Source organism: Geodermatophilus sp. URMC 64 (assembly GCF_053502555.1).
The window spans coordinates 2,065,519-2,092,148 of sequence record NZ_CP199955.1 but is presented as its reverse complement, the minus strand read 5'-3'; the positions used below and the strand labels follow the sequence as shown (position 1 = coordinate 2,092,148).

General features: G+C 74.3%; 24 protein-coding genes. 10 read left to right on the top strand and 14 right to left on the bottom strand.

Translation table 11 applies throughout. The features are described 5' to 3' along the window. Positions 1-5 precede the first annotated feature (5 nt). Positions 6-1,763, top strand: a complete 1,758-nt coding sequence (locus ACWIYF_RS10280; protein WP_448628027.1) for an SCO7613 C-terminal domain-containing membrane protein — start codon at positions 6-8, stop codon at positions 1,761-1,763. 536 nt (positions 1,764-2,299) lie between these two features. Here ACWIYF_RS10280 and ACWIYF_RS10275 read toward each other — a convergent pair. From ACWIYF_RS10275 to ACWIYF_RS10235, 9 genes are read right to left on the bottom strand one after another with little or no spacing between them, the layout of a single operon-like run. Next, positions 2,300-2,863, bottom strand: coding sequence for a GNAT family N-acetyltransferase (locus tag ACWIYF_RS10275; RefSeq protein WP_448628026.1), 564 nt, complete (start codon positions 2,861-2,863; stop codon positions 2,300-2,302). Positions 2,864-2,916: 53 nt separating this feature from the next. Then, complete coding sequence (locus ACWIYF_RS10270) at positions 2,917-3,288, bottom strand: metal-sulfur cluster assembly factor (RefSeq protein ID WP_448628025.1); 372 nt, start codon at positions 3,286-3,288, stop codon at positions 2,917-2,919. After that, on the bottom strand, positions 3,285-3,737 hold the full coding sequence (gene sufU, locus ACWIYF_RS10265) for a Fe-S cluster assembly sulfur transfer protein SufU (protein WP_448628024.1): 453 nt from the start codon (positions 3,735-3,737) through the stop codon (positions 3,285-3,287). The genes ACWIYF_RS10270 and sufU overlap by 4 nt, the downstream gene beginning before the upstream one ends. A 2-nt stretch (positions 3,738-3,739) precedes the next feature. Continuing rightward, the gene (locus ACWIYF_RS10260; protein WP_448628023.1) at positions 3,740-5,071 is read right to left on the bottom strand and encodes a cysteine desulfurase; all 1,332 of its coding nucleotides are present in this window, start codon (positions 5,069-5,071) and stop codon (positions 3,740-3,742) included. Then, complete coding sequence (gene sufC, locus ACWIYF_RS10255) at positions 5,068-5,856, bottom strand: Fe-S cluster assembly ATPase SufC (protein ID WP_448628022.1); 789 nt, start codon at positions 5,854-5,856, stop codon at positions 5,068-5,070. Before sufC ends, ACWIYF_RS10260 begins: the two co-directional genes overlap by 4 nt. 13 nt (positions 5,857-5,869) lie before the next feature. Next, positions 5,870-6,223: a non-heme iron oxygenase ferredoxin subunit gene (locus tag ACWIYF_RS10250; RefSeq protein ID WP_448628021.1), complete on the bottom strand. Its 354-nt coding sequence runs from the start codon at positions 6,221-6,223 to the stop codon at positions 5,870-5,872. A gap of 1 nt (position 6,224) precedes the next feature. Beyond that, complete coding sequence (sufD, locus tag ACWIYF_RS10245) at positions 6,225-7,538, bottom strand: Fe-S cluster assembly protein SufD (protein ID WP_448628020.1); 1,314 nt, start codon at positions 7,536-7,538, stop codon at positions 6,225-6,227. Further along, positions 7,538-8,977 (bottom strand): Fe-S cluster assembly protein SufB, encoded by a 1,440-nt coding sequence (gene sufB / locus ACWIYF_RS10240; RefSeq protein WP_448628019.1) that lies wholly within the window; start codon positions 8,975-8,977, stop codon positions 7,538-7,540. The genes sufD and sufB overlap by 1 nt, the downstream gene beginning before the upstream one ends. After that, entirely contained in the window at positions 8,974-9,789 is an 816-nt protein-coding gene (locus ACWIYF_RS10235) for a helix-turn-helix transcriptional regulator (RefSeq protein WP_448628018.1), read from the bottom strand. The genes sufB and ACWIYF_RS10235 overlap by 4 nt, the downstream gene beginning before the upstream one ends. Before the next feature lie 129 nt (positions 9,790-9,918). On the opposite strand from ACWIYF_RS10235, the gene ACWIYF_RS10230 reads away from it, so the two are divergent. Next, positions 9,919-10,863, top strand: a complete 945-nt coding sequence (locus ACWIYF_RS10230) for a COX15/CtaA family protein (RefSeq protein ID WP_448628017.1) — start codon at positions 9,919-9,921, stop codon at positions 10,861-10,863. On the opposite strand, the gene ACWIYF_RS10225 is transcribed toward ACWIYF_RS10230, so the two are convergent. Next, positions 10,827-11,795, bottom strand: a complete 969-nt coding sequence (locus tag ACWIYF_RS10225; RefSeq protein WP_448628016.1) for a ScyD/ScyE family protein — start codon at positions 11,793-11,795, stop codon at positions 10,827-10,829. The genes ACWIYF_RS10230 and ACWIYF_RS10225 overlap by 37 nt on opposite strands. Positions 11,796-11,879: 84 nt before the next feature. Beyond that, positions 11,880-12,800 (bottom strand): heme o synthase, encoded by a 921-nt coding sequence (locus tag ACWIYF_RS10220; protein WP_448628015.1) that lies wholly within the window; start codon positions 12,798-12,800, stop codon positions 11,880-11,882. Positions 12,801-13,095: 295 nt separating this feature from the next. On the opposite strand from ACWIYF_RS10220, the gene tkt reads away from it, so the two are divergent. The 8 genes from tkt (at position 13,096) to ACWIYF_RS10180 (ending at position 24,130) form a co-directional block, all read left to right on the top strand. After that, complete coding sequence (tkt, locus tag ACWIYF_RS10215) at positions 13,096-15,309, top strand: transketolase (RefSeq protein ID WP_448628014.1); 2,214 nt, start codon at positions 13,096-13,098, stop codon at positions 15,307-15,309. An 85-nt stretch (positions 15,310-15,394) separates the two neighbouring features. Then, a complete protein-coding gene (tal, locus tag ACWIYF_RS10210; RefSeq protein ID WP_448628013.1) occupies positions 15,395-16,495 on the top strand; it encodes a transaldolase in 1,101 nt (366 codons plus the stop codon). A 90-nt stretch (positions 16,496-16,585) separates the two neighbouring features. Next, entirely contained in the window at positions 16,586-18,103 is a 1,518-nt protein-coding gene (zwf, locus tag ACWIYF_RS10205; RefSeq protein WP_448628012.1) for a glucose-6-phosphate dehydrogenase, read from the top strand. Beyond that, positions 18,100-19,242, top strand: coding sequence for a glucose-6-phosphate dehydrogenase assembly protein OpcA (locus tag ACWIYF_RS10200; RefSeq protein WP_448628011.1), 1,143 nt, complete (start codon positions 18,100-18,102; stop codon positions 19,240-19,242). Before zwf ends, ACWIYF_RS10200 begins: the two co-directional genes overlap by 4 nt. Then, the gene (gene pgl, locus ACWIYF_RS10195) at positions 19,242-20,051 is read left to right on the top strand and encodes a 6-phosphogluconolactonase (RefSeq protein WP_448628010.1); all 810 of its coding nucleotides are present in this window, start codon (positions 19,242-19,244) and stop codon (positions 20,049-20,051) included. The genes ACWIYF_RS10200 and pgl overlap by 1 nt, the downstream gene beginning before the upstream one ends. Position 20,052: 1 nt before the next feature. Continuing rightward, the gene (locus ACWIYF_RS10190) at positions 20,053-23,127 is read left to right on the top strand and encodes a BTAD domain-containing putative transcriptional regulator (protein ID WP_448628009.1); all 3,075 of its coding nucleotides are present in this window, start codon (positions 20,053-20,055) and stop codon (positions 23,125-23,127) included. Continuing rightward, entirely contained in the window at positions 23,124-23,876 is a 753-nt protein-coding gene (locus ACWIYF_RS10185; protein WP_448628008.1) for a PIG-L deacetylase family protein, read from the top strand. Before ACWIYF_RS10190 ends, ACWIYF_RS10185 begins: the two co-directional genes overlap by 4 nt. 113 nt (positions 23,877-23,989) lie before the next feature. After that, positions 23,990-24,130 (top strand): hypothetical protein, encoded by a 141-nt coding sequence (locus tag ACWIYF_RS10180; RefSeq protein ID WP_448628007.1) that lies wholly within the window; start codon positions 23,990-23,992, stop codon positions 24,128-24,130. A 3-nt stretch (positions 24,131-24,133) separates the two neighbouring features. On the opposite strand, the gene ACWIYF_RS10175 is transcribed toward ACWIYF_RS10180, so the two are convergent. From ACWIYF_RS10175 to ACWIYF_RS10165, 3 genes are all read right to left on the bottom strand, one after another. Next, positions 24,134-24,475 (bottom strand): RNA polymerase-binding protein RbpA, encoded by a 342-nt coding sequence (locus ACWIYF_RS10175; protein WP_448628006.1) that lies wholly within the window; start codon positions 24,473-24,475, stop codon positions 24,134-24,136. Positions 24,476-24,579: 104 nt separating this feature from the next. Continuing rightward, positions 24,580-24,813, bottom strand: a complete 234-nt coding sequence (secG, locus tag ACWIYF_RS10170) for a preprotein translocase subunit SecG (RefSeq protein ID WP_448628005.1) — start codon at positions 24,811-24,813, stop codon at positions 24,580-24,582. A gap of 21 nt (positions 24,814-24,834) precedes the next feature. Further along, complete coding sequence (locus ACWIYF_RS10165; protein WP_448628004.1) at positions 24,835-26,610, bottom strand: ABC transporter substrate-binding protein; 1,776 nt, start codon at positions 26,608-26,610, stop codon at positions 24,835-24,837. Between the last annotated feature and the right edge of the window lie 20 nt (positions 26,611-26,630).

Here is a 26,630-nt window from a genome sequence, read left to right as displayed (position 1 = left end):
AGCGCATGGGCACTCCTCCCCTGCCCTACCGCGCCCGGCCGCTGCAGGTCCTGCTCGGCGTGGGTGCGGTGCTGGTGGTCAGCGCGGCCGCGGCGGTCGTGGGCGCGTTCGGCGGCGTGGCCGCCCGGCTCGCGCTGCTGCTGCTGGCCGTCGTCGCCGCCGCGTTCTCGCTGCTGGCGGCGCTCGAGGGGCTGCGCAGCACCGAGGAGACCCTGGCCGCCTGCGCCGCCGGCGTCGGCCTGACCGCGAGCGCGCTCGGGGAGAGCAACCCCGCCGCGCCGGCCGCGGTCGCGGTGGTCTGCCTCGGGCTGCACGTCCGCGCGCGGTCGACGGCCGCGTGGCCGCTGGCCTCTTGGTTCGCGCTGCAGGTCGCGGTCCTGCGCGCGGTGGACGACGTCCCGGATCCGCTGCCCGCGTCCCTGTTCCTCGCCGTCGCGCTGGTCGGCCTGGGCATCGCGCTGTGGGGCCGCCGGGTCGTCGCGCGGGTCGCCCTGGTCACGACGGCGCCGTGGTGGGTCGCCGGCGTCGTCGGCGGGACGGTGACCGCCTGGACCGGGCCCGGGCTGTCGCGGCACCTGGCCGCGCTGCTGCTCGTCGCGGCGGCGGCCGGGCTGCTGCCGGCGCGGCTGCGGGCGGACCTCGATGCGTTGCTGGGCCCGCCGGTCGCGGTTCCGCTGCTGGCGGGGGCCGTGGCCGGGGCCGGGGTCGCCGGGTCGCTGGCCGCGCTGGGCTCCCCCGGGATCACCGCGGCCGGCTACGCCGGCGTGCTGCTGGCAACGACGGTGCCGCACCACCTGAGCGGGTGGCGGCGTGGGCTGCTGGGGCCGGCCGCGACCGCCGCGGGCTCGGCCATGGCGCTGGCGGCGCTGATCCAGCTGTCGACCCGCGCGGACTGGGCGGCGCTGTCGCTGCTGTTCCTGCTCACCGCGGTGCCGAGCGTGTTCATCGCCGCACGGCGCCCGGGCGAGCGGCCGACGTCCGTGCCGTGGGCCGTCGGCTGCCTGGCCGCGGCCGCGCTGCTCGCGGTGCCGGCCGGGATCCTGGACCCGCTGCCGGCCGCCGCCGTGCTCACCGGCCTGTACGGCGCCGGGCTCGTCGCGAGTGCGCCGCTCGCGGTCGCCGACCGGCCGCCGACGCTGGTGGTGTCCGCCGCCGCGGCCGTCGCCGCGCTGGGGCTGGCCGCGTCGGCGGGGCTGCCGTCGCTGGCGGTGGCGCTCGGCGCGCAGGGCGTGCTGACCGGGGAGTTCGCCGTGTGGACCACCCGGCCGGCCGGCGAGTTCCTGCCGTCGGCCGCCTGGTGGGTGAGCGCCGCACAGCTGACCGTGGCCACGTGGCTGGCCGTCGCCACCCGGGACGTGCAGGTGCTCGAGGGGTACACCCTGCCGCTCGCGACGGGGCTGCTGCTCGCCCAGGGGCCGCGGCTGGCCGAGGGACCGTCCTGGCCGGCGTGGGGTCCCGCCCTGCTGGTGGCGGCGGTGCCGTCGGCCGCCATGGCCGTGGTGCTGCCGGGCAGCACCCGCCCCGTCGTCGTCCTGACGGCGTGCGCGGTCGCGATGGTGGCCGCCGGGGCGGCTGGTGTGCGGGCGCCGCTGGTCATCGGCGCGGCGACCGCCGTGGGCACGGCCCTCGCCCTGGCGCTGGCGACGCTGCTCTGGCCGGTCGCCGCTGCCCTGGTGATCGGCGCGGTCCTGGTCGGCGTCGGCGCCCGCCGCGAACAGTCGCCGACGCCCTTCTTCGCCTCCCGCCTGGCCGAGCTGCGCTGAAGCCTGACCGCCGAACGCGAGGCGAACAATCCCGTTCCGCGCGGAGGGCAATCACGATAGGAGCCCCGCTGAGGCATCACGACGTTGGAGTGTTGTCACGAGTTCGCCTCCCGTAACGCCGCGAACACAGCTCGAAAGAGGAAGCGCATCCGACTACCGAGATTTTCTCAATTGCGCCATCCTGCTCGGCATCTGCGGCGAACGGGGAGGAACGCAATGGCCAGCACACTTGCTGTGGTCTTCGGTAGTTCTCCTGGGGGGAGTGGCGAACCAGGTGGCTGGCCTCTCAAGGTCCGACTGGCGGCGTTGCGCGCCCTCCGTACCCTCATCCAAGGAATAGCCGCGGCATTTCCCGCCGCGGGGCCGGGGCAGGCCATACTCGGCGCAGGATATTGGGAGACCTTCGGATACTCTTGCCTAGCCGCCTTGATCACAGCCGTCGTGAGCTTCCTCAACAATGTGGCAGACTTTTTGCCCACCGATCCCAGTCAGAAGCCGCCAACGGAGAGCTGAGTCTCCCTGGTCCGGCGGCGGCCTCAGGGGCCGAAGAGGACCTCGGCGCAGACGGGGCGGTAGCCGGCGGCGAGGAAGGCGCGCAGCGAGGCGGTGTTGGCGGGGGCGACCTGCGCCCACAGCGGCGCACCGTCCGGCACGAGGGCGGGCGCGGCGGCGGCCAGCGCCGTCCCCAGGCCGCGGCCGCGGGCGGCGGGGTCGACCTCCATCGACGTCTCCCACCGCCCGGCGACGCCGCGGCCGACGGTGACCAGACCGGCGCAGTCGGGCGTGCGCCAGACCCGGACGTCGCGGCGGTGCAGCAGCGCCCGCTCCACCCGGGGGTGGTCCACCTCGGCCGGGACGAGGTCGAGCCCCGGCGAGACGGGGGCGGACGGCGCGACCAGCACGGCGTCGAGGACGCCGGGTTCGGCGCCCACGCGGTCGGCCAGCGCGGCGAGGAAGCGGGCGCCCAGCGGTGCCGCGATCGGGTCGTGCGCGACCTCGGCGGCCACCCACGCGGGGTCGACGTCCGCGGCGACGACGTGCCACGCCGTCCCCCCGACGACGACTGCCCGCGCCCCGAGGGGCGCGAGCAGCACTGTCACGCTGGCATCCGCCGGAGGGGCATCGCCCGCGGCGAGCCGGGCCAGGAGCCGGTTCAGACGCGGAAGCCCAGGGCGCGCAGCTGCTCGCGGCCGTCCTCGGTGATCTTGTCCGGTCCCCACGGCGGCATCCAGACCCAGTTGATCCGGATGTCGTCGACCAGCCCGGGGCCGGGGCCGCCGGTCAGCGCCTGGCGCGCCTGGTCCTCGATGACGTCGGTCAGCGGGCAGGCCGCCGACGTCAGGGTCATGTCCAGGACGGCGACGTTGTTCTCGTCGACGTCGATGCCGTAGACCAGGCCGAGGTCGACGACGTTGACACCCAGCTCGGGGTCGACGACGTCGCGCATGGCCTCCTCGACGTCCTCGATGAGTGCCGACTTGTACGGCGGCAGCTCGGCGGGGGTCTCTTCGGTCGTCTCGCTCACTTGGCTCCTCCCCAGGCTCGAGCGCTGGCGTCCTTGAGCGCCATCCAGCTCATCAGCGCGCACTTGATCCGCGCCGGGTACTTCGACACGCCGGCGAACGCGACGGCGTCCTCCAGCTCGTCCTCGAGCTTCTCGGCCACCGACGCGTCGCCCTTGCTCTGCATCAACGTCATGAAGTGCTCGCCGGTCTCCAGCGCCTGCGGCACCGTCTTGCCGATCACCAGGTCGTACATCGCCGACACCGAGGCCTGGCTGATCGAGCAGCCCATGCCCTCGTAGGAGACGTCGGCGATCGTGTCGCCCTCCAGGTGCACCCGCAGGGTCACCTCGTCCCCGCAGGTCGGGTTGACGTGGTGCACCTCGGCCTCGTACGGCTCGCGCAGACCGCGGCCGTGCGGGTTCCGGTAGTGGTCCAGGATGATCTCCTGGTACATCGACTCCAGCTGCATGCTCAGCCCTCCTGCGTCGGAACAACGCCGAAGAAGCGCTGAGCTTCCCGCACGCCGTCGGCGAGCGCGTCGATGTCGTCGTAGCCGGTGTGCACGTAGAACGTGGCACGGGTCGTCGCCGGGACGCCGTAGCGGCGGACCACCGGCCAGGCGCAGTGGTGGCCCACCCGGACGGCGATGCCGAGGTCGTCGAGGACCTGGCCGACGTCGTGCGGGTGGATGCCCTCGACGGTGAAGGAAACCGCTCCCCCGCGGGCCACGGTGTCGGGCGGGCCGATCACGGTGACGCCGGGGATCTCGGCGAGCTTCTCCAGCGCGTAGCCGGTGAGCGCCTTCTCGTGCTCCTCGACCTTGTCCATGCCGAGCGCGTCGAGGTAGTCGACGGCGGCGCCCAGGCCGATGACCTGCGCGGTCATGGGGACGCCGGCCTCGAAGCGCTGCGGCGGGGCGGCGAAGGTGCTGCCCTCCATCCGCACGACCTCGATCATCGACCCGCCGGTCAGGAACGGCGGCAGCTTGTCCAGCACCTCGTACCGGCCCCACAGGACGCCGATGCCCGAGGGGCCGAGCATCTTGTGGCCGGAGAAGGCGAGGAAGTCCACGCCGAGCTCGGTGACGTCGACCGGCTGGTGCGGCACCGACTGCGCGCCGTCGACCAGGACCAGGGCGCCGACCTCCCGCGCCCGCGCCACGATCGGCGCGAGCGGGTTGATCGTGCCGAGGATGTTGGACTGGTGGGTGACCGCGACCAGCCTGGTCCGCTCGTTGACCACCGTCTCCAGGTCGGAGAGGTCCAGCCGGCCGTCGTCGGTGAGGCCCAGCCAGCGCAGGGTGGCCCCGGTCCGCTCGCACAGCTGCTGCCAGGGCACGAGGTTGCCGTGGTGTTCCATCTCGGTCACCACGATCTCGTCGCCCTGGCCGACAGCGTACGTGCGAAACTCCTCCTCCTTCGCCGTGGCGGCGTTGGAGAGGGCGTAGGCGACGAGGTTGATGGACTCGGTCGTGTTGCGGGTGAACACGACCTCGCGCTCGTCGGCGGTGCCGATGAAGCGCGCGACCTTTCGGCGGGCCTCCTCGTAGAGGTCGGTCGCCTCCTCGGCCAGCTGGTGCGCGCCGCGGTGCACGGCGGCGTTGTGGTTCTCGTAGAAGTCCCGCTCGGCGTCGAGGACGGCGCGCGGCTTCTGCGCGGTCGCGCCGGAGTCGAGGTAGACCAGCTTCTTCCCGTTCCGGACCGTCCGGGACAGGATCGGGAAGTCCTTGCGGATCGCCTCGACGTCCAGGGGCAGGGGCGGCTTCTGCGCCCCGGGAGCGGGACGCGAGACGGTCGCGGTCATGCCTTCGCGGTCTCCTTCGAGCCGGCCACGTACGCGGCGTAGCCCTGCTCCTCGAGCTTGTCGGCGAGCTCCCGGCCGCCCTCGTCGACGATCTTTCCGGCGATGAAGACGTGCACGAAGTCGGGCTTGATGTAACGCAGGATCCGCGTGTAGTGCGTGATCAGTAGGACGCCGACGTCGCTGTCCTCGCGGCTGCGGTTGACGCCCTCGGAGACCACGCGCAGCGCGTCGACGTCGAGGCCGGAGTCGGTCTCGTCGAGGATCGCGATCTTCGGCTTGAGCAGCCGCATCTGCAGGATCTCGTGGCGCTTCTTCTCACCGCCGGAGAACCCTTCGTTGACGTTGCGCTCGGCGAACGCCGGGTCCATGTCCAGCGCGGACATCTCGCTCTTGACGTCCTTGACCCAGGTGCGCAGCTTCGGCGCCTCGCCCTGGATCGCGGTGGCGGCGGTGCGCAGGAAGTTAGACACCGAGACGCCGGGGACCTCGACCGGGTACTGCATGGCGAGGAACAGGCCGGCGCGGGCCCGCTCGTCGACGCTCATCGCGAGGACGTCCTCGCCGTCGAGGGTCACCGTGCCGCCGGTGATCGTGTACTTGGGGTGGCCGGCGATCGAGTAGGCCAGGGTCGACTTGCCCGACCCGTTCGGCCCCATGATCGCGTGGGTCTCACCGGAGCGGACGGTCAGGTCGACGCCGCGGAGGATCTCCTTGGCCCCATTGTCGGAACCAGGCCCTCCTTCACCCACGGTGACGTGCAGGTCGCGGATCTCCAGGACGGACAACTCGTCGTGCTCCTCAGTTGTTGGCCGCGAGCGGGAGGCTGCCGTCGCTCTCGGTGTCGACGTACACGTCCTCCCCCTCCACGCGGACCGGGTAGACGGAGACCGGCTCGGTGGCCGGCAGGTTGGTGGGCTCGCCGGTGCGCAGGTCGAAGCACGACCCGTGCAGCCAGCACTCGATGGTCGGGGCGCCCCTGAACTCCTCGACGTCGCCCTCGGAGAGCGGCACCTCGGCGTGCGAGCACAGGTCCTCGAGGGCGTAGACCTCGCCATCGAAGCGGACGACGGCGACGTCGACGTCCGCGAGCTCCACGCGCAGCGCGCCGGGCTCGGGGACGTCGCTCAGCGCGCACACCCGCTCGAAGGCCATGTCAGGCCACCTCGACCGGCTGGTCGTCGAGGCCGGGCAGCGCACCGAGGCGGGCCTCGACGGTGCCCATCAGGCGGTCCTGCAGCTCCGGGACGCCGATGTGCTGGACGACGTCGGCGAAGAAGCCGCGGACGACGAGGCGACGCGCGGTCTCGGCGTCGATGCCGCGCGAGCAGAGGTAGAACAGCTGCTCGTCGTCGAACCGGCCGGTGGCGCTGGCGTGGCCGGCGCCGACGATCTCGCCGGTCTCGATCTCCAGGTTCGGCACCGAGTCGGCGCGGGCGCCGTCGGTGAGCACCAGGTTTCGGTTGAGCTCGTAGGTGTCGGTGCCGATCGCGGCGGGCCGGATGCGGACGTCGCCGATCCAGACCGAGTGCGCGTCCTCGCCCTGCAGCGCGCCCTTGTAGAGGACGTTGCTGCGGCAGTGCGGCACGGCGTGGTCGACCCAGAGCCGGTGCTCCTGGTGCTGGGTCTCGTCGGCGAAGTAGACGCCGAACAGCTCGGCCTCGGCGCCGGGGCCGGCGTACTGCACGTTGCTGACCAGCCGGACGAGGTCGCCGCCGAGGGTCACCACGATCTGCTTGAAGGTGGCGTCGCGGCCGACGACGGCGTCGTACTGGCCGCCGTGCAGCGCACCCGGCGCCCAGTCCTGCACGGACACGAGCGTGACCTGCGCGCCGTCACCGACGAGGACGGCGACACCGCCGGAGTACCTCGCCAGGCCGGCGTGGTCGAGCACGATCGTCGCCTTGGCGAAGGCGCCGACCTCGATCACCAGCTGGCCCCACACGACGTCGTCGGCACCGGTGCCGGACAGCCGCAGGGTGACCGGCCGGTCCAGCTGCGCCTCGGCGGGCACGCGGACCACGGCGGCGCCGCCGCTGCGCTGCCGGGTGAGCGCGGCGAGGTAGTCGGCCGGCTCGGGCAGGCCCTTGAGCAGCGGGTCGTCGGCCTCGACGCGGGAGAGCTCGACGCCCTCCGGCAGGTCGGTGTCCCAGGTCAGGTGCGCGTCGGACGGCTCGCCGTTCAGCAGGGGACGGACCCGGCGCATCGGGGTGAAGCGCCAGTCCTCCTCGCGGCCGGACGGCTTGCCGAACGCCTCGGGGTCGGTCGAGGTGAACCGCTCGGCCGGCGAGCCGGTCGGCGCCGGCCCGCCGTGCGAGTGCGCGCCCGGGGCGGCCTGGCCGGCGGTGCCGGTGCCCGCCGCCGGGGTGGTCGGGGGCCCGGCCTGGGCACCGACCCCCTCGGCGAAGAGCTCGCCGGCCAGGGTGGCCGACTCCGTGGTGAGGCCGGTCGTGTTGTCGGGGTTCGGCATCAGCCGACGGCACCTTCCATCTGCAGCTCGATGAGGCGGTTGAGCTCGAGGGCGTACTCCATCGGCAGCTCACGGGCGATCGGCTCGACGAACCCGCGCACCACCATGGCCATCGCCTCGTCCTCGGACAGGCCGCGGCTCATCAGGTAGAACAGCTGGTCCTCGCTGACCCGGGAGACGGTCGCCTCGTGGCCCATGGCGACGTCGTCCTCGCGGACGTCGACGTACGGGTAGGTGTCCGACCGGCTGATCGTGTCCACGAGCAGCGCATCGCACTTCACCGTCGACTTCGAGCCGTGCGCGCCCTCGTCGATCTGCACCAGACCGCGGTAGGAGGTGCGGCCGCCGCCGCGCGCCACCGACTTCGACACGATCGTCGAGGAGGTGTTCGGGGCCGCGTGCACCATCTTGGCGCCGGCGTCCTGGTGCTGGCCCTCGCCGGCGAAGGCGATGGAGAGCACCTCGCCCTTGGCGTGCTCGCCGACCATCCAGACCGCCGGGTACTTCATCGTGACCTTGGAGCCGATGTTGCCGTCGACCCACTCCATCGTCGCGCCCTCGTGCGCCAGCGCGCGCTTGGTGACGAGGTTGTAGACGTTGTTCGACCAGTTCTGGATGGTCGTGTACCGGCAGCGGGCGTTCTTCTTCACGATGATCTCGACGACGGCGGAGTGCAGCGAGTCCGACTTGTAGATCGGCGCGGTGCAGCCCTCGACGTAGTGCACGTAGGCGCCCTCGTCGACGATGATCAGCGTCCGCTCGAACTGGCCCATGTTCTCGGTGTTGATCCGGAAGTAGGCCTGCAGCGGGATCTCGACGTGCACGCCCTTCGGCACGTAGATGAACGAGCCCCCGGACCACACCGCGGTGTTCAGCGCGGCGAACTTGTTGTCCCCGGACGGGATCACCGAGCCGAAGTACTCCTTGAAGATGTCCTCGTGCTCGCGGAGCGCGGTGTCGGTGTCGAGGAAGATGACGCCCTGGTCCTCCAGCTCCTTCTGGATCTGGTGGTAGACGACCTCGGACTCGTACTGCGCCGCGACACCCGAGACCAGCCGCTGCTTCTCCGCCTCCGGGATGCCCAGCTTGTCGTAGGTGTTCTTGATGTCGTCGGGCAGCTCCTCCCACGAGGCCGCCTGGGCCTCGGTGGAGCGCACGAAGTACTTGATGTTGCCGAAGTCGATGCCGGAGAGGTCCGAACCCCAGTCGGGCATCGGCTTGCGCTCGAACAGCTTCAGCGCCTTGAGCCGTCGCTCGAGCATCCACTCCGGCTCGTTCTTGCGAGCGGAGATGTCGGCGACGACCTCCTCCGAGAGGCCGCGGCGCGCAGAGGCCCCGGCGACGTCGGTGTCGGCCCAGCCGAACTTGTAGCGGCCGAGCTGGTCGATCTGCTCGTCCTGCGTCAGCGGCGTGCCCACCGGCTGCTGGGTGCTGGTCATGCGTGCGTCATCTCCCGGTGCGTCTGGGGGGTCGAGCTGGGGGACGGGGCGAGGCGTGCGTGCGCCCGCCGCTCCCTCGGTACAGGGCCTGCGAGGGTCGTTCTGTTCCCGGCCGGCGGCGTGCCGGGGATGTGTGTGGTGCAGATCCCGTCGCCGTGCGCGATCGTGGCCAGGCGCTGCACGTGCGTACCCACCAGCCGGCCGATCACCGCCGTCTCGGCCTCGCACAGCTGGGGGAACTCCGCCGCCACGTGCGCGACCGGGCAGTGGTGCTGGCAGAGCTGGCCGCCGCTGCGGATCGCCGAGGCCGTCGCAGCGTAGCCCTCGGCCGTGAGGGCCGCGGCCAGGGCCTGGGCCCGGTCGACGGGCGCCTCGTCGCCTGCCGTCCCGCCGCTCGTGGCGGTGGCGACCGCACTGGAGGCGCGCGCCTCCAGCCCGGCCATCTGCGCCTCGGCGACGGCGCGGACGGCGTCCGGTCCACCGACCGCGGCCACGTGACGCAGGGCGGTCAGGGCCAGGTCGTCGTAGGCGTGCGGGAAGGTCGCGCGACCGGCCTCGGTCAGCCGGAAGTGCCGCGCCGGGCGGCCGCGCCCCCGGTGCGGGTCGTGGGTGGCCCGCTCCTCCACCCGGCCGGCGGCCACGAGGGCGTCGAGGTGCCGGCGGACGGCGGCCGACGAGATGCCGAGGTCGGCGGCGAGCTCGGCGGCGGTCTGCGGCCCGCGCTCGAGCAGCAGCGCGGTCACCCGCCGGCGCGTGCGGCCGTCGTCGGCACCCGCCGACGAGCGGACCGGAGCGGCCGAGCTGGTTTCCACAACACAAGTGTGACCTATTTCCGGCAACGTGCAACCAGCGGGGTCCGCCCCGGCCGGCCCTCCGGCAGGGTCCCGCCGCGAGCCTGCGAGTGGCGGGGGGCAGGAGGGTCCTTTGTCTAGCATCGGGCCGTGCCGGTTCTCCCTCGGTCCTTCTCCCCCGCCGTCGTCTCGCGCGTGGCCCTCGCCAATGCGATCGCCAACGTGCTGATCGTGGTCACCGGCGGCGCGGTGCGGCTGACCGGGTCCGGGCTGGGCTGCCCGACGTGGCCGCGGTGCACCGACGAGAGCTTCGTGCCGACGCCGGAGCTCGCGGGGCACGGCGTGATCGAGTTCGGCAACCGCACGCTCACGTTCCTGCTGACGATCACCGCGGTCGCCGTCCTGGTGGTCGTGTGGCGCTCCGCCCGGCGCGACCTGCGCCCGCTCGCCGTCCTGAGCTTCCTCGGCATCCCGGTGCAGGCGCTGCTCGGCGGCATCACGGTGCTCACCGGGCTCAACCCGTGGACCGTGGCCGTCCACTTCCTGCTGTCGATGGTGCTCGTCGCGCTGGCCACGACCCTGTGGCTGCGCTCGCGCGAGCCCGGCGTGGGCCAGCTGCTCGTCCGCCGTCCGCTGCCGCTGCTGGTGACGGGCATCGCCGTCGTCACGGCGCTCGTCCTGGTCATCGGCACCGTCGTCACCGGCAGCGGGCCGCACAGCGGCGACCCGAAGGCCGGGCGCACCGGCTTCGACCCCGAGCTGGTCAGCCAGCTGCACGCCGACGTCGTCTTCCTGCTGATCGGGCTGACCGTCGCGCTGATGGTCGCCCTCTACGCCACCGACTCCCCCGGCCGCGTGCGTCGCGCGGCCCGCGACCTGCTGATCGTCCAGCTGGCGCAGGGCGTCATCGGCTACGTGCAGTTCTTCCTGTCCCTGCCGATCGCCGTCGTCCTGCTGCACATGCTCGGCGCGGCGCTGATCGCCGCGTACACGGCGCGGCTGGTGTGGTCGGTGCGCGGCCCGGCGTCCGAGCTGCCGCTCGAGGCCCCGGCGCCCGGCTACGACAGGTCCACCCGCCAGACCTCGCCGTCGTAGGTCACCACGTAGGCCTTGCCGCGGGTCAGCTCCAGGGAGGTGGGCCGGTCCAGCCGCTCGGCGACGACGTCGAAGCCGCCGTCGTCGACGCGCAGCAGCTGCCCGGTGTCCGGCGTGGCGGGCGTGGCCGGCGTCCCGCCCGCGGGGAAGACGCCCTGCGACAGCGCGTACTCGTCGTGCCGCCCGAACTCCACGTCGACCAGGAGCGGGGCGCCCGACGCGACGTCGCGCACGCGGTCCGAACCGACGCGGAAGGAGACGATGCGCCCGTCCTGCGGTCGGTGCGGCGCGGGCCCGGCCAGCGCGAGGTGGACCCGGTGGCCGTCGCCGTCCAGACCCGTCGGCACCACGTTGCCCAGCTGCAGGACCGAGCGCACGCGCCCGCCGATCTCGGCGCGCAGCACCCGGTTGTGGTTGCCGTCGGTGACCAGAAAGCCGTCGCGGAACGGCTCCATCGCGTACGGCACGCCACGGGCTGCCTCGCCGCCCACCGGGGGCTTGTTTGCCATGGAGAAGGCGCCGGTGTCCGCGACGACCCGGCAGCTGTTCACGTCGTCGACCCGGTAGATCCCGGTGGCCTCGGTGGCCCCGGGGGGCAGCAGCCCGACCAGGACGTACATCCGGCCGTTCAGGAACGCCACGTCCATCGCGCCGCCGTTGGAGGCCGTCGCGCCCCGGACCGGCAGACAGGTCGCGACGACGGTCACCCTGCCGGTCCGGCGGTCGATGCGGGACACCTCGCCCGCGGTGGGCTCCGTGACGTACAGGGCGCCGTCGGGACCGATCGTGCTCCCCGAGCCGGCGTCGGAGAACTTCACGAGCAGATGCGGCTCGGCCGGCCCGCCATGACGCTCATGGGCCTGGGCCACCGCCGGGGCGGTGAGCACCAGGGCCGCCGAGAAGAGCAGGGTCGCCCATCGCCGAGTACGCATCGCCGGCTCCTTGCGGACGGGAACGCCGCACTGTAGGTGCGCACCCGTCACCGCGCCGTCAATCCGGCGTCCCCGGGGCGGAGCTCAGAGCAGGACGTCGACGATGATCGCGACGCTGAGCAGCGCCATGTAGGAGATCGAGATGTGGAACAGCTGCATCGGGCGGGTCTCGGCGTCGCGGCGGATCCGCGAGAGCAGCCGGTGCGCCTCGATCGCGAACCACAGCCCGAGGCCCGCGGCCGCCGCGGTGTAGAGCCAGCCGATCCCGTAGCCGCCCGCCACGGGCCACAGCAGCAATGAGACGGCGACGGTGGCCCAGGTCCAGGCGACGGTCTGCCGGCCCACCGACAGCGGGGTCGCCACCACCGGCAGCATCGGCACCTCGGCGCGCGCGTAGTCGGCGCGGAACCGCATCGCCAGCGCCCAGAAGTGCGGCAGCTGCCAGCAGAAGACGACCCCGAAGAAGACGACGGCCGGCCAGGCCAGCGAGCCGGTCACCGCCGCCCAGCCGATGAGCACCGGCGCCGCCCCGGGGACGCCGCCGAACAGCGTCGAGTGCCGGGTGTGCCGCTTGAGCACCATCGTGTAGATCACGGCGTAGTAGGCGATCGCCCCCAGTGCCAGGCCCGCCGCCAGCAGCGTCGTGGTGGCGGCGAGCAGCGCCGTCGACACGACGGTGAGCACCAGGCCGAAGACCAGGGCGCCGCGCGCGCTGATCTCGCCCATCGGCAGCGGCCGCCGCTCGGTGCGGTGCATCAGCCGGTCGATGTCGCGGTCGTACCAGCAGTTGAAAACGTTGGCCGCGCCGGCCGCGAGCGTGCCGCCCACCAGCGTGGGCACCAGCAGTCCCCACGACGGCCAGCCGCGGGCGGCCAGCATCATCGCGGGCACCGTCGTGACCAGCAGCAGCTCGATGATCCGCGGCTTCGTCAGCGCCACGTAGGCGCGCAGCACCGCGGAGGCCCGGCGGGTCGCGACCGCCGGCCGCTCCGAGACCGCCGTCACCTGGGACCCTCCCCCGCAGCGACGCAGGGCCCCACCGGGCGGGGAAACAGCACGGGGGTCCCTTCGAGGCGGGGATGAGAACGGGCCAACTGTAGCCCTCGGCCCATCGCCGGACCGGCCGGGATGACTAGGGTTCGGTCACGTTGATGCTGCGCGTGCAGCGGGTAGGGCCGACGTCGACGACGACGGTGCCGCAGGCCGCCGCCGCCCCGCGCACCGTCGTCCGCCCGGGTGCCCGGCCCGACCGGCCGTCCGGGCGGCCCGCAGGCCCGACCCGAGGGAGCACCGAACCGACATGGGAACGCAGAGCACCGAGTCCGAGGCCCCGGCCGAGGCCGCCACCGACGCCCCGACCGGCGCGCCCCGTCAGCCGAACCCCACGCTGCCCGAGGGCTTCGGCGAGCTCGACCGCCGCGCCATCGACACGGTCCGCGTGCTGGCCATGGACGCCGTCCAGAAGGTCGGCAACGGCCACCCCGGCACGGCGATGAGCATGGCGCCCACCTCCTACCTGCTCTTCCAGAAGTGGCTGCGGCACGACCCCAGCGACCCGAACTGGGTCGGCCGCGACCGGTTCGTGCTGTCGATGGGCCACTCCAGCCTGACCCTCTACATCCAGCTCTTCCTCTCCGGCTACGGCCTCGAGCTGGACGATCTGCGCGCTCTGCGTACGTGGGGGTCGAAGACGCCGGGCCACCCCGAGGTCAACCACACCCCCGGCGTCGAGACCACCACCGGCCCGCTGGGCCAGGGCGTGGGCAACGCGGTGGGCATGGCCATGGCCGCCCGCCGCGAGCGCGGCCTGTTCGATCCCGACACCCCCGAGGGCGAGAGCCTCTTCGACCACACCATCTGGGTCTTCGCCTCCGACGGCGACCTGGAGGAGGGCGTCAGCGGCGAGGCGTCGTCCCTGGCCGGCACGCAGCAGCTGGGCAATCTGGTCCTCGTCTACGACGACAACCGGATCTCGATCGAGGACGACACGAACGTCGCCTTCACCGAGGACGTCGGCAAGCGCTACGAGGCCTACGGCTGGCACGTCCAGCACGTCCACGACGGCGAGGACCTCGCCGCGATCGACGCCGCGTTCGCCGCCGCCAAGGCCGAGACCGGCCGGCCGTCGATCATCGTGCTGCGGACGATCATCGCCTGGCCCGCACCGAACAAGCAGAACACCGGCGCCGCGCACGGCTCGGCGCTCGGCGAGGACGAGGTCAAGGCCACCAAGCAGATCCTGGGCTTCGACCCGGAGCAGACCTTCGAGGTCGCCCCGGAGGTCCTCGAGCACGCCCGCCAGGTCGTCGACCGCGGCCGGAAGGAGCACGCCGCCTGGCAGGAACGCTTCGACGCCTGGGCCGCGGACAACGCCGACGGCGCCGCGCTGCTCGAGCGCATGACCACCCGCTCCCTGCCCGAGGGCTTCGCGGAGAAGCTGCCCAGCTGGGACGCCGACCCGAAGGGCGTGGCCACCCGCAAGGCCTCCGGCGAGGTCCTGGCCGCGCTCTACCCAGCGCTGCCCGAGCTGTGGGGCGGGTCGGCCGATCTCGCGGAGAGCAACAACACCGCCGTCAAGGGCGAACCGTCGTTCCTGCCCGCCAACCGGCAGACGAAGATGTGGTCGGGCGGTCCGTACGGCCGCACGCTGCACTTCGGCGTCCGCGAGCACGCGATGGGCGCGATCATGAACGGGATCGCGCTGCACGGCGGCACCCGCGTCTACGGCGGCACGTTCCTCACCTTCTCCGACTACATGCGCGGCGCGGTCCGGCTGGCCGCGCTCATGCAGCTGCCGGTGATCTACGTCTGGACCCACGACTCGATCGGTCTCGGCGAGGACGGCCCGACCCACCAGCCGATCGAGCACTACGCCGCGCTGCGCGCGATGCCGGGACTGGACGTCGTCCGCCCGGCCGACGCCAACGAGACCGCGGTGGCCTGGCGGACGATCCTCGAGCACAACGACCGCCCGGCCGGGCTGCTGCTGTCCCGCCAGAACCTGCCGGTGTTCGACCGCACGGTGATGAACTCCGCCAAGGGCGTGGCACGTGGTGCCTATGTGTTGGCCGACGCCTCGAACGGCGAGCCCGAGGTGATCCTGCTGAGCACCGGCTCCGAGGTGCAGATCGCCGTGGCCGCCCGCGAGCAGCTGGAGGCCGACGGCGTCCCGACCCGCGTGGTCTCGGTGCCCTGCGTCGAGTGGTTCGCCGACCAGGACCAGGCCTACAAGGACGAGGTGCTGCCGCCGTCGGTGCGGGCCCGCGTGAGCGTCGAGGCCGGCGTGCCCATGGGCTGGCGCGAGTTCGTCGGCGACGCCGGGCGGATCGTGGGCCTCACCCACTACGGGGCCAGCGCCGCCTACAGCGTTCTGTACGAGGAGTTCGGGCTGACGCACGAGGCGGTCGTCGCCGCCGCCCGGGAGAGCATCGAGGCCGCGCGATCCGGCGCCGCCGTCCCGGCCGGCCCGGTGCCCGCCACCGGCGGCCTCTCGCACGCCACCGGCGACCGCTGAAAGAAGGACCCCGCTGTCCCCCACCACTCGCAAGCTCGCGGCGGGCCCCTGCAGCGGGGCCGCTCGACCGTAGAAAGGCAGTGACATGGCACAGAACAAGCGGCTCGCCGAGCTCTCGGCGGCCGGGGTCTCGATCTGGCTCGACGACCTCTCCCGTGACCGGATCCGGAGCGGGAACCTGCAGTCGCTGGTCGACGAGTACAGCGTCGTCGGCGTGACCACGAACCCGACGATCTTCGCCGCGGCGATCAGCGGCTCGGACTCCTACGACGACCAGGTGCACGCGCTGGCCGTCCGGAGCGTGAGCGGCGAGGAGGCGCTGCGCACCATCACCGCCGCCGACGTGCGCGACGCCTGCGACCTGCTCCGGCCGGTCGCCGACCGTCAGCCCGGCGACGGCCGGGTGTCGCTCGAGGTGGCCCCGGGCCTGGCCCACGACACCGACGCGACGTCAGCGGAGGCCGCCCACCTGTGGTGGCTGGTCGACCGGCCCAACCTGTTCATCAAGATCCCGGCGACCGAGGCCGGCCTGCCGGCGATCACCGAGACGATCGCCAACGGTATCAGCGTCAACGTCACCCTGATCTTCAGTCTCGACCGCTACCGGGCGGTCATGGACGCCTACCTGGCCGGGCTGGAGAAGCGGATCGAGAACGGCGGGTCGCTCGAGGGCATCGCCTCGGTGGCGTCGTTCTTCGTCTCCCGGGTCGACACCGAGATCGACAAGCGGCTCGACAAGGCCGGCGCCGACCCCTCGCTGAAGGGCAGGGCCGGCGTCGCCAACGCGCAGCTGGCCTACCAGGCCTACGAGGAGGTCTTCTCCTCCGACCGCTGGCGCGCGCTGGAGGCGAAGGGCGCGGTACCGCAGCGGCCGCTGTGGGCCTCGACCGGCGTGAAGAACCCGGACTACTCGGACACCCTCTACATCTCCGAGCTGATCGCGCCCGGCACGGTCAACACGATGCCGGAGAAGACGATGAAGGCCTACGCCGACCACGGCGAGCCCGGCACCCCGGTGCAGAAGGCCTACGACGATGCCGCCGCGGTCATGAAGTCGGTCGCCGACGCCGGGGTGGACCTCGACGACGTCTTCAAGGTCCTGGAGGACGAGGGCGTCCAGAAGTTCGTGGACTCCTGGGACGAGCTCACCGAGTCGGTGCGGAGCGAGCTGGAGAAGCAGAAGTAGCGTCGCGCACCGACCTGCCGCTGATCGTTCCGCCGTCCGGCCCGCCGTCGGGCCGGACGGCGGACCCGCCTGCCGACCCCGAGGAACCACATGATCACCAACCCGCTGCGCGATCCGCGGGACCGGCGGCTGCCCCGCGTCCCCGAGCCCTGCGCGCTCGTGGTCTTCGGGATCACCGGCGACCTCGCCCGCAAGAAGCTGCTCCCCGCGATCTACGACCTGGCCAACCGGGGCCTGCTGCCGACCAACTTCGCGCTGCTCGGCTTCGCCCGCCGCGACTGGGGGGACTCCGACTTCGCCGACCTGGCCCGGGACGCCGCCCGCAACGCCGCCCGGACGCCGTGGCGCGAGGAGGTGTGGGACCAGCTGGCCAGCAGCGTCCACTTCGTGATGGGCTCGTTCGACGACGACAACGCCTTCGACGAGCTCGCCGGCACGCTCAACGAGCTCGAGGGCAGCCACGGCATCGGCGGCAACGCGGCGTTCTACCTGTCGATCCCGCCGGCGATGTTCCCCGTCGTCCTCAAGCAGATGCAGCGGACCCGGATGGCCGAGAGCACGCCGGAGCGCTGGCGGCGGGTCGTCGTCGAGAAGCCGTTCGGCCACGACCTGCCCTCCAGCCGCGAGCTCAACGCGCTGGTGGACTCGGTGTTCAGCCCCGAGGACGTGTTCCGGATCGACCACTACCTGGGCAAGGAGACGGTCCAGAACCTGCTGGCGCTGCGGTTCGCCAACGAGCTGTTCGAGCCGATCTGGAACGGCCACCACGTCGACTCGGTGCAGATCACCATGGCCGAGGACGTCGGCATCGGCGGGCGGGCCGGGTTCTACGAGAAGACCGGCGCCGCCCGCGACGTGCTGCAGAACCACCTGCTGCAGCTGCTCGCGCTCACCGCCATGGAGGAGCCGGTCGAGTTCTCCGCCGAGGAGATCCGCACCGAGAAGCTCAAGGTGCTGCGGGCGATCTCGCTGCCCGAGGACCTGCAGACCTTCGCCGTCCGCGGCCAGTACGAGCAGGGCTGGCTGGCCGGCCAGCGGGCCAAGGGCTACCGGCAGGAGGACGGCGTCGACCCGAAGTCGAACATCGAGACGTTCGCCGCCGTCCGGCTCGGCGTGGAGACCCGCCGCTGGGCGGGCGTGCCCTTCTACCTGCGCACCGGCAAGCGGCTCCCCCGCCGGGTCACCGAGATCGCGCTGATGTTCCAGCGCGCGCCGCACCTGCCCTTCGCGCCCACCGACACCGAGGAGCTGGGCAACAACCAGCTGGTCGTGCGCGTGCAGCCGGACGAGGGGGTCACCCTCAAGTTCGGGTCGAAGGTGCCCGGCAGCGTCATGGAGGTCCGCGACGTGGCGATGGACTTCCTCTACGGCGAGCAGTTCACCGAATCCAGCCCCGAGGCCTACGAGCGGCTGCTGCTCGACATCCTGCTCGGCGACGCGACGCTCTTCCCCCGCAACGCGGAGGTGGAGGCGTCGTGGCGGGTGATCGACCCGCTGGAGGAGTTCTGGGCCGGCACCACCCCGCACTTCTACCGGGCGGGCGAGTGGGGTCCCCGGGCCGCCGAGGAGATGCTGGCCGCCGAGAAGAGGAGGTGGCGCCGGCCATGACGACCCTCTGGGACACCACCGGTTCCGCTGTCGTGAAGGAGCTGGCCGCCCAGCGGCGGACCGGCGGTGCCGTGCTGTCCGGGGTCGCGCTGACCCTGGTCGTCGTCGCCGACGAGTCCCGGGTGGCCGAGGCCGAGGAGGCGGCCACCGCCGCCGCCGAGCAGCACCCCTGCCGGCTGCTCGTCGTCGTCCGCCGGCAGATCGACGCCCCGCAGCCGCGGCTGGACGCCGAGGTGCTCATCGGCGGCCGGCTGGGCCCCGGCGAGGCCGTCGTCATGCGGATGTACGGCCGGCTCGCGCTGCACGCCGAGTCCGTGGTGCTGCCGCTGCTGGCCGCCGACGCCCCCGTGGTGACGTGGTGGCACGCCGACCCGCCGGAGCGCATGGCCACCGATCCGCTGGCGGTCATCGCCGACCGGCGGATCACCGACAGCTCGATCGCGGCCGACCCGATCACGGCTCTGAAGACGCGCGCGGACGACTACGCCCCCGGCGACACGGACCTGGCCTGGACCCGCAGCACGCCATGGCGGGCCACGCTCACCTCCACCGTCGACTCGGTGGCCGGCCGGCGCGGCGAGCCGGTGCGGGTCCGCGGCGGCCGGGTCGAGGGCAACCCCGGCAACCCCACCGCCGAACTGCTCGCCGGGTGGCTCTCCTCGCGCTGCGGCTGCTCGGTCGGCGTGGTCAAGGGCCAGCGCACGCCGGGACCGAGCGGCGTCGACGCCGTCGTCCTGGAGCTCGACGAGGACGAGGAGATCCGTGTGCAGGCCGACCGGCGGGGCGGCGCGACGATCACCCAGCCGTTCCGCCCGGACACCAACGTCGCGCTGCCCGACCGGCCGCTGGGCGACCTGATCGGCGAGGAGCTGCGCCGGCTGGACCCCGACGAGCCGTACAGCGAGGCGCTGGAGGCCGCGACCGGGGTCTCCGGCCTGGCCGACCGCTCCCCCGTGCGGGAGCACGTCTGGTTCGACCCGGCCGATCCGGACGCGAGCGCCCGGCCGGGCACCGCCCGCCCGGCGAGCACGCGGCCGGCGGGCAGCCGCCCGTCGGGCAAGCGGGCCACCGGCAAGCGGGCCGAGGGCTCCGGCTCCGCGACGGCCGCCGCCCCGGCCGACGAGGAGGCGGTGCGCTGATGTCGCTCTCACCGGGGGAGCGGGTGGCGGCCGAGCTGGCCGAGGCCGGGGTCGAGGTGCCCGACATCGTCATCGAGCCCGACGCCGACCGGCTGGCCCGGGCGGCCGCGGCGGCGCTGGTCGCACGGCTCGCCGCCGCCCAGGCGGTGCACGGCACCGCGTCGGTGGTGCTCACCGGCGGCGGGATCGGCACCGCGCTGCTCGAGCACGTCGCCGGGCTGGCCGCCGAGCCGGCCCGCGAGCGCGTCGACTGGACGGCGGTCGACGTGTGGTGGGGCGACGAGCGCTTCGTGCCCGCCGGCAGCGACGACCGCAACGAGCTCGGTGCGCGGCGGGCGCTGCTGGACCCGGTCGGCGTCCCGGCCGAGCGGGTGCACGCCATGCCCGCCTCCGACGCCGGTTTCGGCACCCCCGAGGAGGCCGCCGCCTGGTACGCCGAGCAGCTCGCCGCGGCGGCCGACGGCGGTCCGCTCCCCCGCTTCGACGTCCTGCTGCTGGGCATGGGCCCCGAGGGCCACGTGGCCTCGATCTTCCCCGGCTCCCCCGCGTCCCGGGACGAGCGGCCGGTGTTCGCCGTCCACGACTGCCCGAAGCCGCCTCCGACGCGGGTGAGCCTCGGCTTCACGGCGATCAACTCCGCCGAGGAGGTCTGGCTGCTCGTGACCGGCGAGGGCAAGGCCGAAGCGGTCGCGCGCGGCGTCCGGGGGGCGCCGGGCGAGGAGCTGCCCGCCGGCGCCGTCCGCGGGCGGCGCGCGACGAGATGGCTGCTCGACGCCGCCGCGGCGAGCCGGCTGGACACCGCGGCCTGACATGGAGGTGCGCGTCCTCGGGCCGCTGGAGGCCCTCCGGGACGGCGTGCCCGTGCACATCAACGCCCGGATGAACCGGGCCCTGCTGGCCATCCTCGTGGTGGCCCGCGGCGAGGTGGTCCCCACCGACCGGATCGTCGACCTGCTGTGGGGTGGCACGCCCCCGCCGAAGGCCACCGCCGCGCTGCACACCAAGGTCGCCCACCTGCGCCGGGCGCTGCAGCCGGAGCGGGCCCCGCGCAGCGAGGACTCGGTCATCCGCACGTCCCCGGCCGGCTACTGGATCGCCCGGGACGACGTCGACTCCGACGCCGACCGCTTCGAGGGGCTGGTCGAGCGGGCCCGCGGCCTGCTCGCGACCGACGCGCGCCGGGCGGCGGCGCTGCTCGACGACGCGCTGGGGCTCTGGCGCGGCCCGGCGCTGGCCGAGTTCGCCGACGAGGAGTTCGCGCAGGCCACGGTGCAGCGGCTGGAGAGCCTGCGGCTGACCGCGGTCGAGCTGCGGGCCGCCGCGCGGCTGGCCGCCGGCGACACCGCGCGCGCCGTCGACGAGCTGCGACCGCACGTGGCCGCCCAGCCGCTGCGCGAGCAGGCCCGCGCCCAGCTGGCCCGGGCGCTCTACCTCGCCGGCCGGCAGGCCGACGCGCTCGCCGTCCTGCAGGAGGGGCGCCGGCTGCTGCGCGACGAGCTCGGCCTGGACCCGGGGCCGGAGCTGCAGCGACTGGAACGACAGATCCTCGACCACGACCCCGCGCTGGCGCCGGCACAGCCGCGGCCGGAGCCGGTGCCCTCCCGCCCGGTCGCGGGCGGTCCGCTGGTCGGCCGGGAGGCCGAGGTGGCGCTGCTCGACGACGCGGTGGCCGGGGCCGCCCGCGGCGCGGGCTGCGTCGTGCTGATCACCGGCGACGCCGGGATGGGCAAGTCGGCGCTGCTCGCCCACCTGGCCGCGGCGGTGGCGGCCGCGGGCGGGACGGTCCGCTCGGCCACCTGCCGCGACGGGCTGGCCGCGCCCCCGTTCTGGCCGGTGCTGCAGATGGTCCGCGCCGCGGCCGCCGGCGCGCCCCCGGAGGAACGCCAGCGCCTGGCCGACGCGCTCGGCCCGCTCGCGGAGCTGCTCCCCGACCGCGGCGGGCGCCCGGCCGGCGCGGCGGGCGGTGTGGACCCGGCCATGGTGCTGCTCCACCTGGCCGACGCCCTCGCCCTGGCGGTGGGCCCCGCCGCGCCCGCACTCGTCGCCTTCGACGACCTGCACGCGGCCGACCCCGCGACCCTGCAGCTGGTCACCGCGCTGGCCGCGGACGTCGCCGCCGCGCCGACCGTCCTCGCCCTCGCGCTGCGCACCGGCGAGGAGGGCGACTCACGGGCGCTCGCCGACGCCCTGGCCGCGCTCGGCCGGCCGCCGCGGGTGCTGCGCCTCGACCTGGAGCCGCTGCCCCCCGAGGCGGTCACCCGGCTGGTCCGCGGCCAGCTGCGCGGAGCCGCGGACGACGAGGTCGCCGGCCTGGTCGCCCGCGCCGACGGCAACCCGTTCTTCGCGCTGGAGCTGGCGCGGGTCGCGGCGGGCGGCGGCACGCCGGGCGCGGGCCGGGGCCGGCCGGTGGGCGGCGTCCCGGCGCCGGTGTTCGACGTGCTGCGCCAGCGGTTCCTGCGGCTGCCTCCCGGCGGGCCGGAGCTGCTGACCGCCGCGGCGGTCGCCGGCGCGCCGCTGCCCGCCGACGACCTGGCCGCGGTGGCGGGCGTCCCGGCCGACCAGGCGCTGGACCTGCTGGACACCGCCCTCGCCGCGCGGCTGCTGGCCGACACCGGGGAGGGCAGCTACGCCGTGGCGCACGCCCTCGTGGGGGAGGCGCTCCGGGCGTCGCTGTCCAGCGCCCGGCTGGCCCGGCTGCACCGGGCCGTGGCCGAGCGGCTCGAGCTGCGGGCGGGCGCCGATCCGCAGGCCGCCTCCCGGATCGCCCACCACCACCTGGCCGCTCGCGCGCTGGACGGCGGCGCCGCGGCGCTTCCCTGGCTCGAGCGGGCCTCGGACGCGGCCGTCCGCATGTCCGCGCTGGACGCGCTGCGGGAGGCGAACGAGCAGATCCTCACCGTGGCCGGCCCGGGCGACCGGCGCCGGGAGCTGCGCGCCCGCAGCCGGATCGCCTACGCCGACGTGTGGTCCAGCGGCTACGACACCCCGTCCATCCGGGAGTACTGCCGGCTGGTCCGCGCCTGGGAGCCGGACGGCCCCGAGCCCGACGACCTGGAGCTGCTCTGGGTGGCCACCATGCTCGAGGGCCAGGTCGGCCGGATGGACGACGCCGACGTCAGCGTGGGCCGCATGGCCCGGCTGGCCGCGGCCGTGGACGACGACACCGCCGGCTACCTCACCGAGGACATGTCCGCCGTCGTCCGCTGGCGACAGGCCCGCTATGCCGAGGCGATGGCCCACCTCGACCGCGCCCAGGCGCTGGTCGACCGCGGCCGGGTGGACCTGAGCCGCTCGCTGGCGTTCTCGCCGCCCACCCGGATCGCGGTGGTGCGGGCCCTGTGCTCCTGGCACGTGGGCCGCCGGGATGAGGCGTTCGCGCTGTCCGACCGGGCGCTGGTCGAGGGCCGGGCCGCCGGGCTGGGCGCGGCCGGGTTCGCCCGCCGCTGGGCGCTCGTCCTGGCCCTCATGGACGGCGACCGCGCCCGGGTGCGGGCGCTCGTCGACCTGCCGCTGGGCGGGTCGTGGGAACGCCTCCGCTACCCGTCGGCCGTCGTCCGTTTCGCGGAGCACTGGCTGACGGCCGCGCAGGATCCGGCGGCCGGGCTGGCCGGGATGCGCGCGGCGCACGCCGAGCTGGTCGGGCACGGCCTGGCCGGGGGCCGCTCCGTGCTGCTCGGCCTGCTCGCCGACGTGGTCCTGCGCGCCGGGGACCCCGCGCAGGCACTGGCCTTCTGCGAGGCGGGCCTGGCCGTCGCCCAGCTCGCCGAGAGCTACTGGGTCCCGGCGCTCGAGCGGATCCGGGCTCGGGCGGTGGAGGCGACGGACGGAGCGGATCAGCCGACCGCAAGCGCCGCGTCAGAGGCGCCGCCGACGATGGCGCCATGACCGAGGCGGACCCCCTCTCCACCATCGCGCCCGGCGACCGCTGGCTGGTCGTCGTGGCCCACCCCGACGACGAGGCCTTCGGCTGCGGCTCGGTGATCGCCCGCGCCGCCCGGCTCGGCGCCCGGGTGACCGTCGCGTGCGCCACCCGCGGCGAGGCCGGGGAGCTGCGACCCGGTGCCCCGGAGTGCGGCGACCTCGGCGCGGTGCGGGAGGCCGAGCTGCACCGGGCGGCCGCCCGGCTCGGCGCCGATCGCGTGGAGCTGCTCGGCTACCGGGACTCCGGCTTCGACGGCGAGGCCCCGGCCGGCTCGCTGTGCGCCGTGCCGGTGGCCGAGGTCGCCGGCGTCCTCGCCCGCCTGCTCGCCGACCTGCGGCCCACCGTCGTCGTCACCCTCGACGGCAGCGACGGGCACCGCGACCACCGGCACGTGCGGGACGCGGTGCACCGCGCCCTGGAAGGCGCTCCCGGGCCGGCGCTGTACGAGCACTGCCTGCCCAACTCGCTGATGCGGCGGTGGCTGGCCGAGACGCAGACCGCCCGCGCCGACGACGCCTACCACGCGATCGACCCCGCCGTCCTCGGCCGGCCGGACGCCGACGTGACCGACGTCCTCGACGTGGCCGACGTCCTCGACGTCCGCGAGGCGGCGATCGCCGAGCACCGGTCGCAGGCGACGCCGTTCGACGGCCTCAGCGACGACCTGCGCCGGGCGTTCCTGACCACCGACCACCTGGTGCGCGTCCGCTGACAGCGTGCGCGCGCCGCGCGGCGGTGATCCGAGAAAGCCGCACGTGCCGCACAAGAGGTCGACCGCACGCTGTTGCCGGGCCACACTTCCCGACTGTCGAAGGAGATCCCGCCATGACCGCAGCCCTGACCGCCGCCGCTGTCATCCCCGCCCCGCGACCGGCGAGCGAGCCCGTGCGGCGGCCCCGCCGCGAGCACCCGCGCGACGAGTACTGGGACGTCCTCGAGGCCCGCTGGGCGCGGGCCGGCCGCTAGGACTCAGCCGCCGCGGCGGGCCTGCAGCCGGCTGAGGGCCTCCTCGAGCAGCGCGTCGCCGTCGGCGTCGCTGCGCCGCTCGCGCACGTAGGCGAGGTGGGTCTTGTACGGCTCGGTGCGCGGCGCCGGCGGCGGGTCCTCCCGGTCCTGGCCGGCGGGCAGGCCGCAGCGGGGGCAGTCCCACAGCTCGGGGATGTCGGCGTCCGTGGCGAAGGCCACCCGGGTCTCGTGCCCGTTGGCGCACCAGAAGGCGACGCGGTGCCGCGGCGCAGCCTCGCCGCGCTCGGCTTCACCCATCGGACCTGCTCCGACCCGGGTGCCCCGGATCGCGTTGCCACCAGCCACGAGCGCTCCCTGATCTCTGGAACGGGGCGGCCGACGAGGGGCCGCGCGCGCAGTCTAGGGCCTCGGCGTGCGATCTCCCTCGCAGTTTCGCGCGCGCCGGGCGGTCAGACCTTGAGCAGGATGCCCAGCGCGACGATGCACACCGCCCAGATCACGCCGCAGAACACGGTGAGCCGGTTGAGGTTCTTCTCGACCACCGAGGAGCCGGCCAGCGACGAGGAGACCGCGCCGCCGAACATCGAGGACAGGCCGCCGCCCTTGCCGCGGTGCAGCAGGATCAGCACCACCAGCAGCAGGCTGCTGAGCACCAGCAGCACGTTCAGGATCAGCTCGACCATGGCGACGAGGGTATCCGACGCTCAGCGGACCCCGGCGGTGGCGAGGTCGTAGCCGCCGTACGGCTGCATCACCAGCCCGTTGCGCAACCGTTGTCCGGCGATCAGCTGGATGCGGGTCTCGGCCAGCGGCACGTAGGCGGCGGTCTCCCCCGCGGCGGTCGCGACGTCGGCCCACGCCGTCAGGGCCGCCTCCGCGTCGGGCGCCTTCCGGGCGGTGTCGACGAGGCCGTCGACGGCCGGGTCGGTCAGCCGCGCGTAGTTGGTGTTGCCGACCGGCCGCACGCTGCGCCCGTCGACCAGCGGCGCGAGGAAGGAGCCCGGGGTCGGGAAGTCCGCCGTCCAGGTGGCCAGCACGATGCCGAAGCCGTTGGCGGCCACGTTGTCCGGGTTGCCGACGTCCTTGGCGTAGAAGGTGGCCGGGTCCAGCGGCCGGACCTCGACCTCGATGCCGATCTCGCCGAGCTGGCCGGCGACCGCGTTCGCCAGGTCCACGCTGCTCGGCGCGTCGGCGACGGCCAGGACCGTCGGGAACCCGTCGGGCTGCCCGCACGCCTCGAGCGAGGCCCGCGCCGCGTCGAGGTCGGGCCGCGGGTCGGGGTCCTCGGGCCCGCCGGGCAGGCCGCGCGGCCACAGGACGGAGCTGCGGACGGCGTTGCCCGCCCCGCCCAGCACCTTCTGCAGGTCGCGGCGGTCGACGGCGGCGGCGACCGCGGCCCGGCAGTCGGGGTTGTCGAACGGCGCGACGTTGGTGGGCAGCGCGAGCAGCCGCATCGCCCCGGTGGTGACGTCGTCCGCGCGGTCGGCCAGCGGCGGGTCGCCGTCCTCGGCGAGCCGGGCGGTGGTCGCCGGCTGCACGCCGGCACCGGAGAGGTCGACGTCGGCCGAGCCGGCGAGCAGCGCCTGGTCGCGCTCGACGCCGGTCAGCCCGGTCCGGACGACGACCGACTCGGGCAGCGCCGTGCGGACGTCGTCGGTCGCCGGGTCCCAGCTGGGGTTGCGCTCGAGCAGGATCCCGGTCTGCGGATCGACCGAGGTGATCACGTACGGCCCGGAGGAGGCCGGGTCGGCGCCGTAGTCCCCGCCCTTGTCCGCCTCGATCGGCACCGGGCTGCTCGACGGCAGCGCCATGACGAACGGGAAGTCCGGCTGCGGTGTGCGCAGGTGGAACACGATCGTCCGGTCGTTGGGGGTCTCGATCGCCCCGAGGCCGAGCCTGTCGGGGGCCTCGTCCTGGTACGGGCCGGCGTAGGGGTTGGCCGGGTCGTCGAGCAGGTCGACGACGTAGGTCGGGCCGCCCACCACGACGTCGGAGGCGAAGGAGCGCTCGATGCCGTACTTCACGTCCCGCGCGGTGATCGGCCGGTCGTTCTCGAACGCCACGCCCTCGCGGAGGGTGAACGTCCAGGTCGAGCCGCCGTCCGGGGTGGTGCCGAGGTCGGTGGCCAGGTCGGGGACGAGCCGGCCGGTCGCGCCGGGCTCGGGGTCGTAGGTGACGAGCGTGCGGACGTAGAGCCGCATGAGGTTCCACACGCCCGGCGAGTAGGAGCGCTGGGGGTCGAGGCTGTCGACCTGCGCGGCGACCACCCGGAGCGTGCCGCCGGTCTCGTCCGAGGGCGCGCGGACGCCGTCGATCCCGGCGTTCGTGCCGCCGCCCTGCACCGGGACGTCGACGGTGCCGCTGGACCCGCCGCTGCAGCTGACCGCCAGCACGACGACCAGCACGAGGGCGCCGAGGACACCCAGGGTGCGCGACCGGCCCCGCGCCCACGACGGCACGCGCTCGAGGACGCCCCCCACTGCCACTCCCCCTGCCGCCG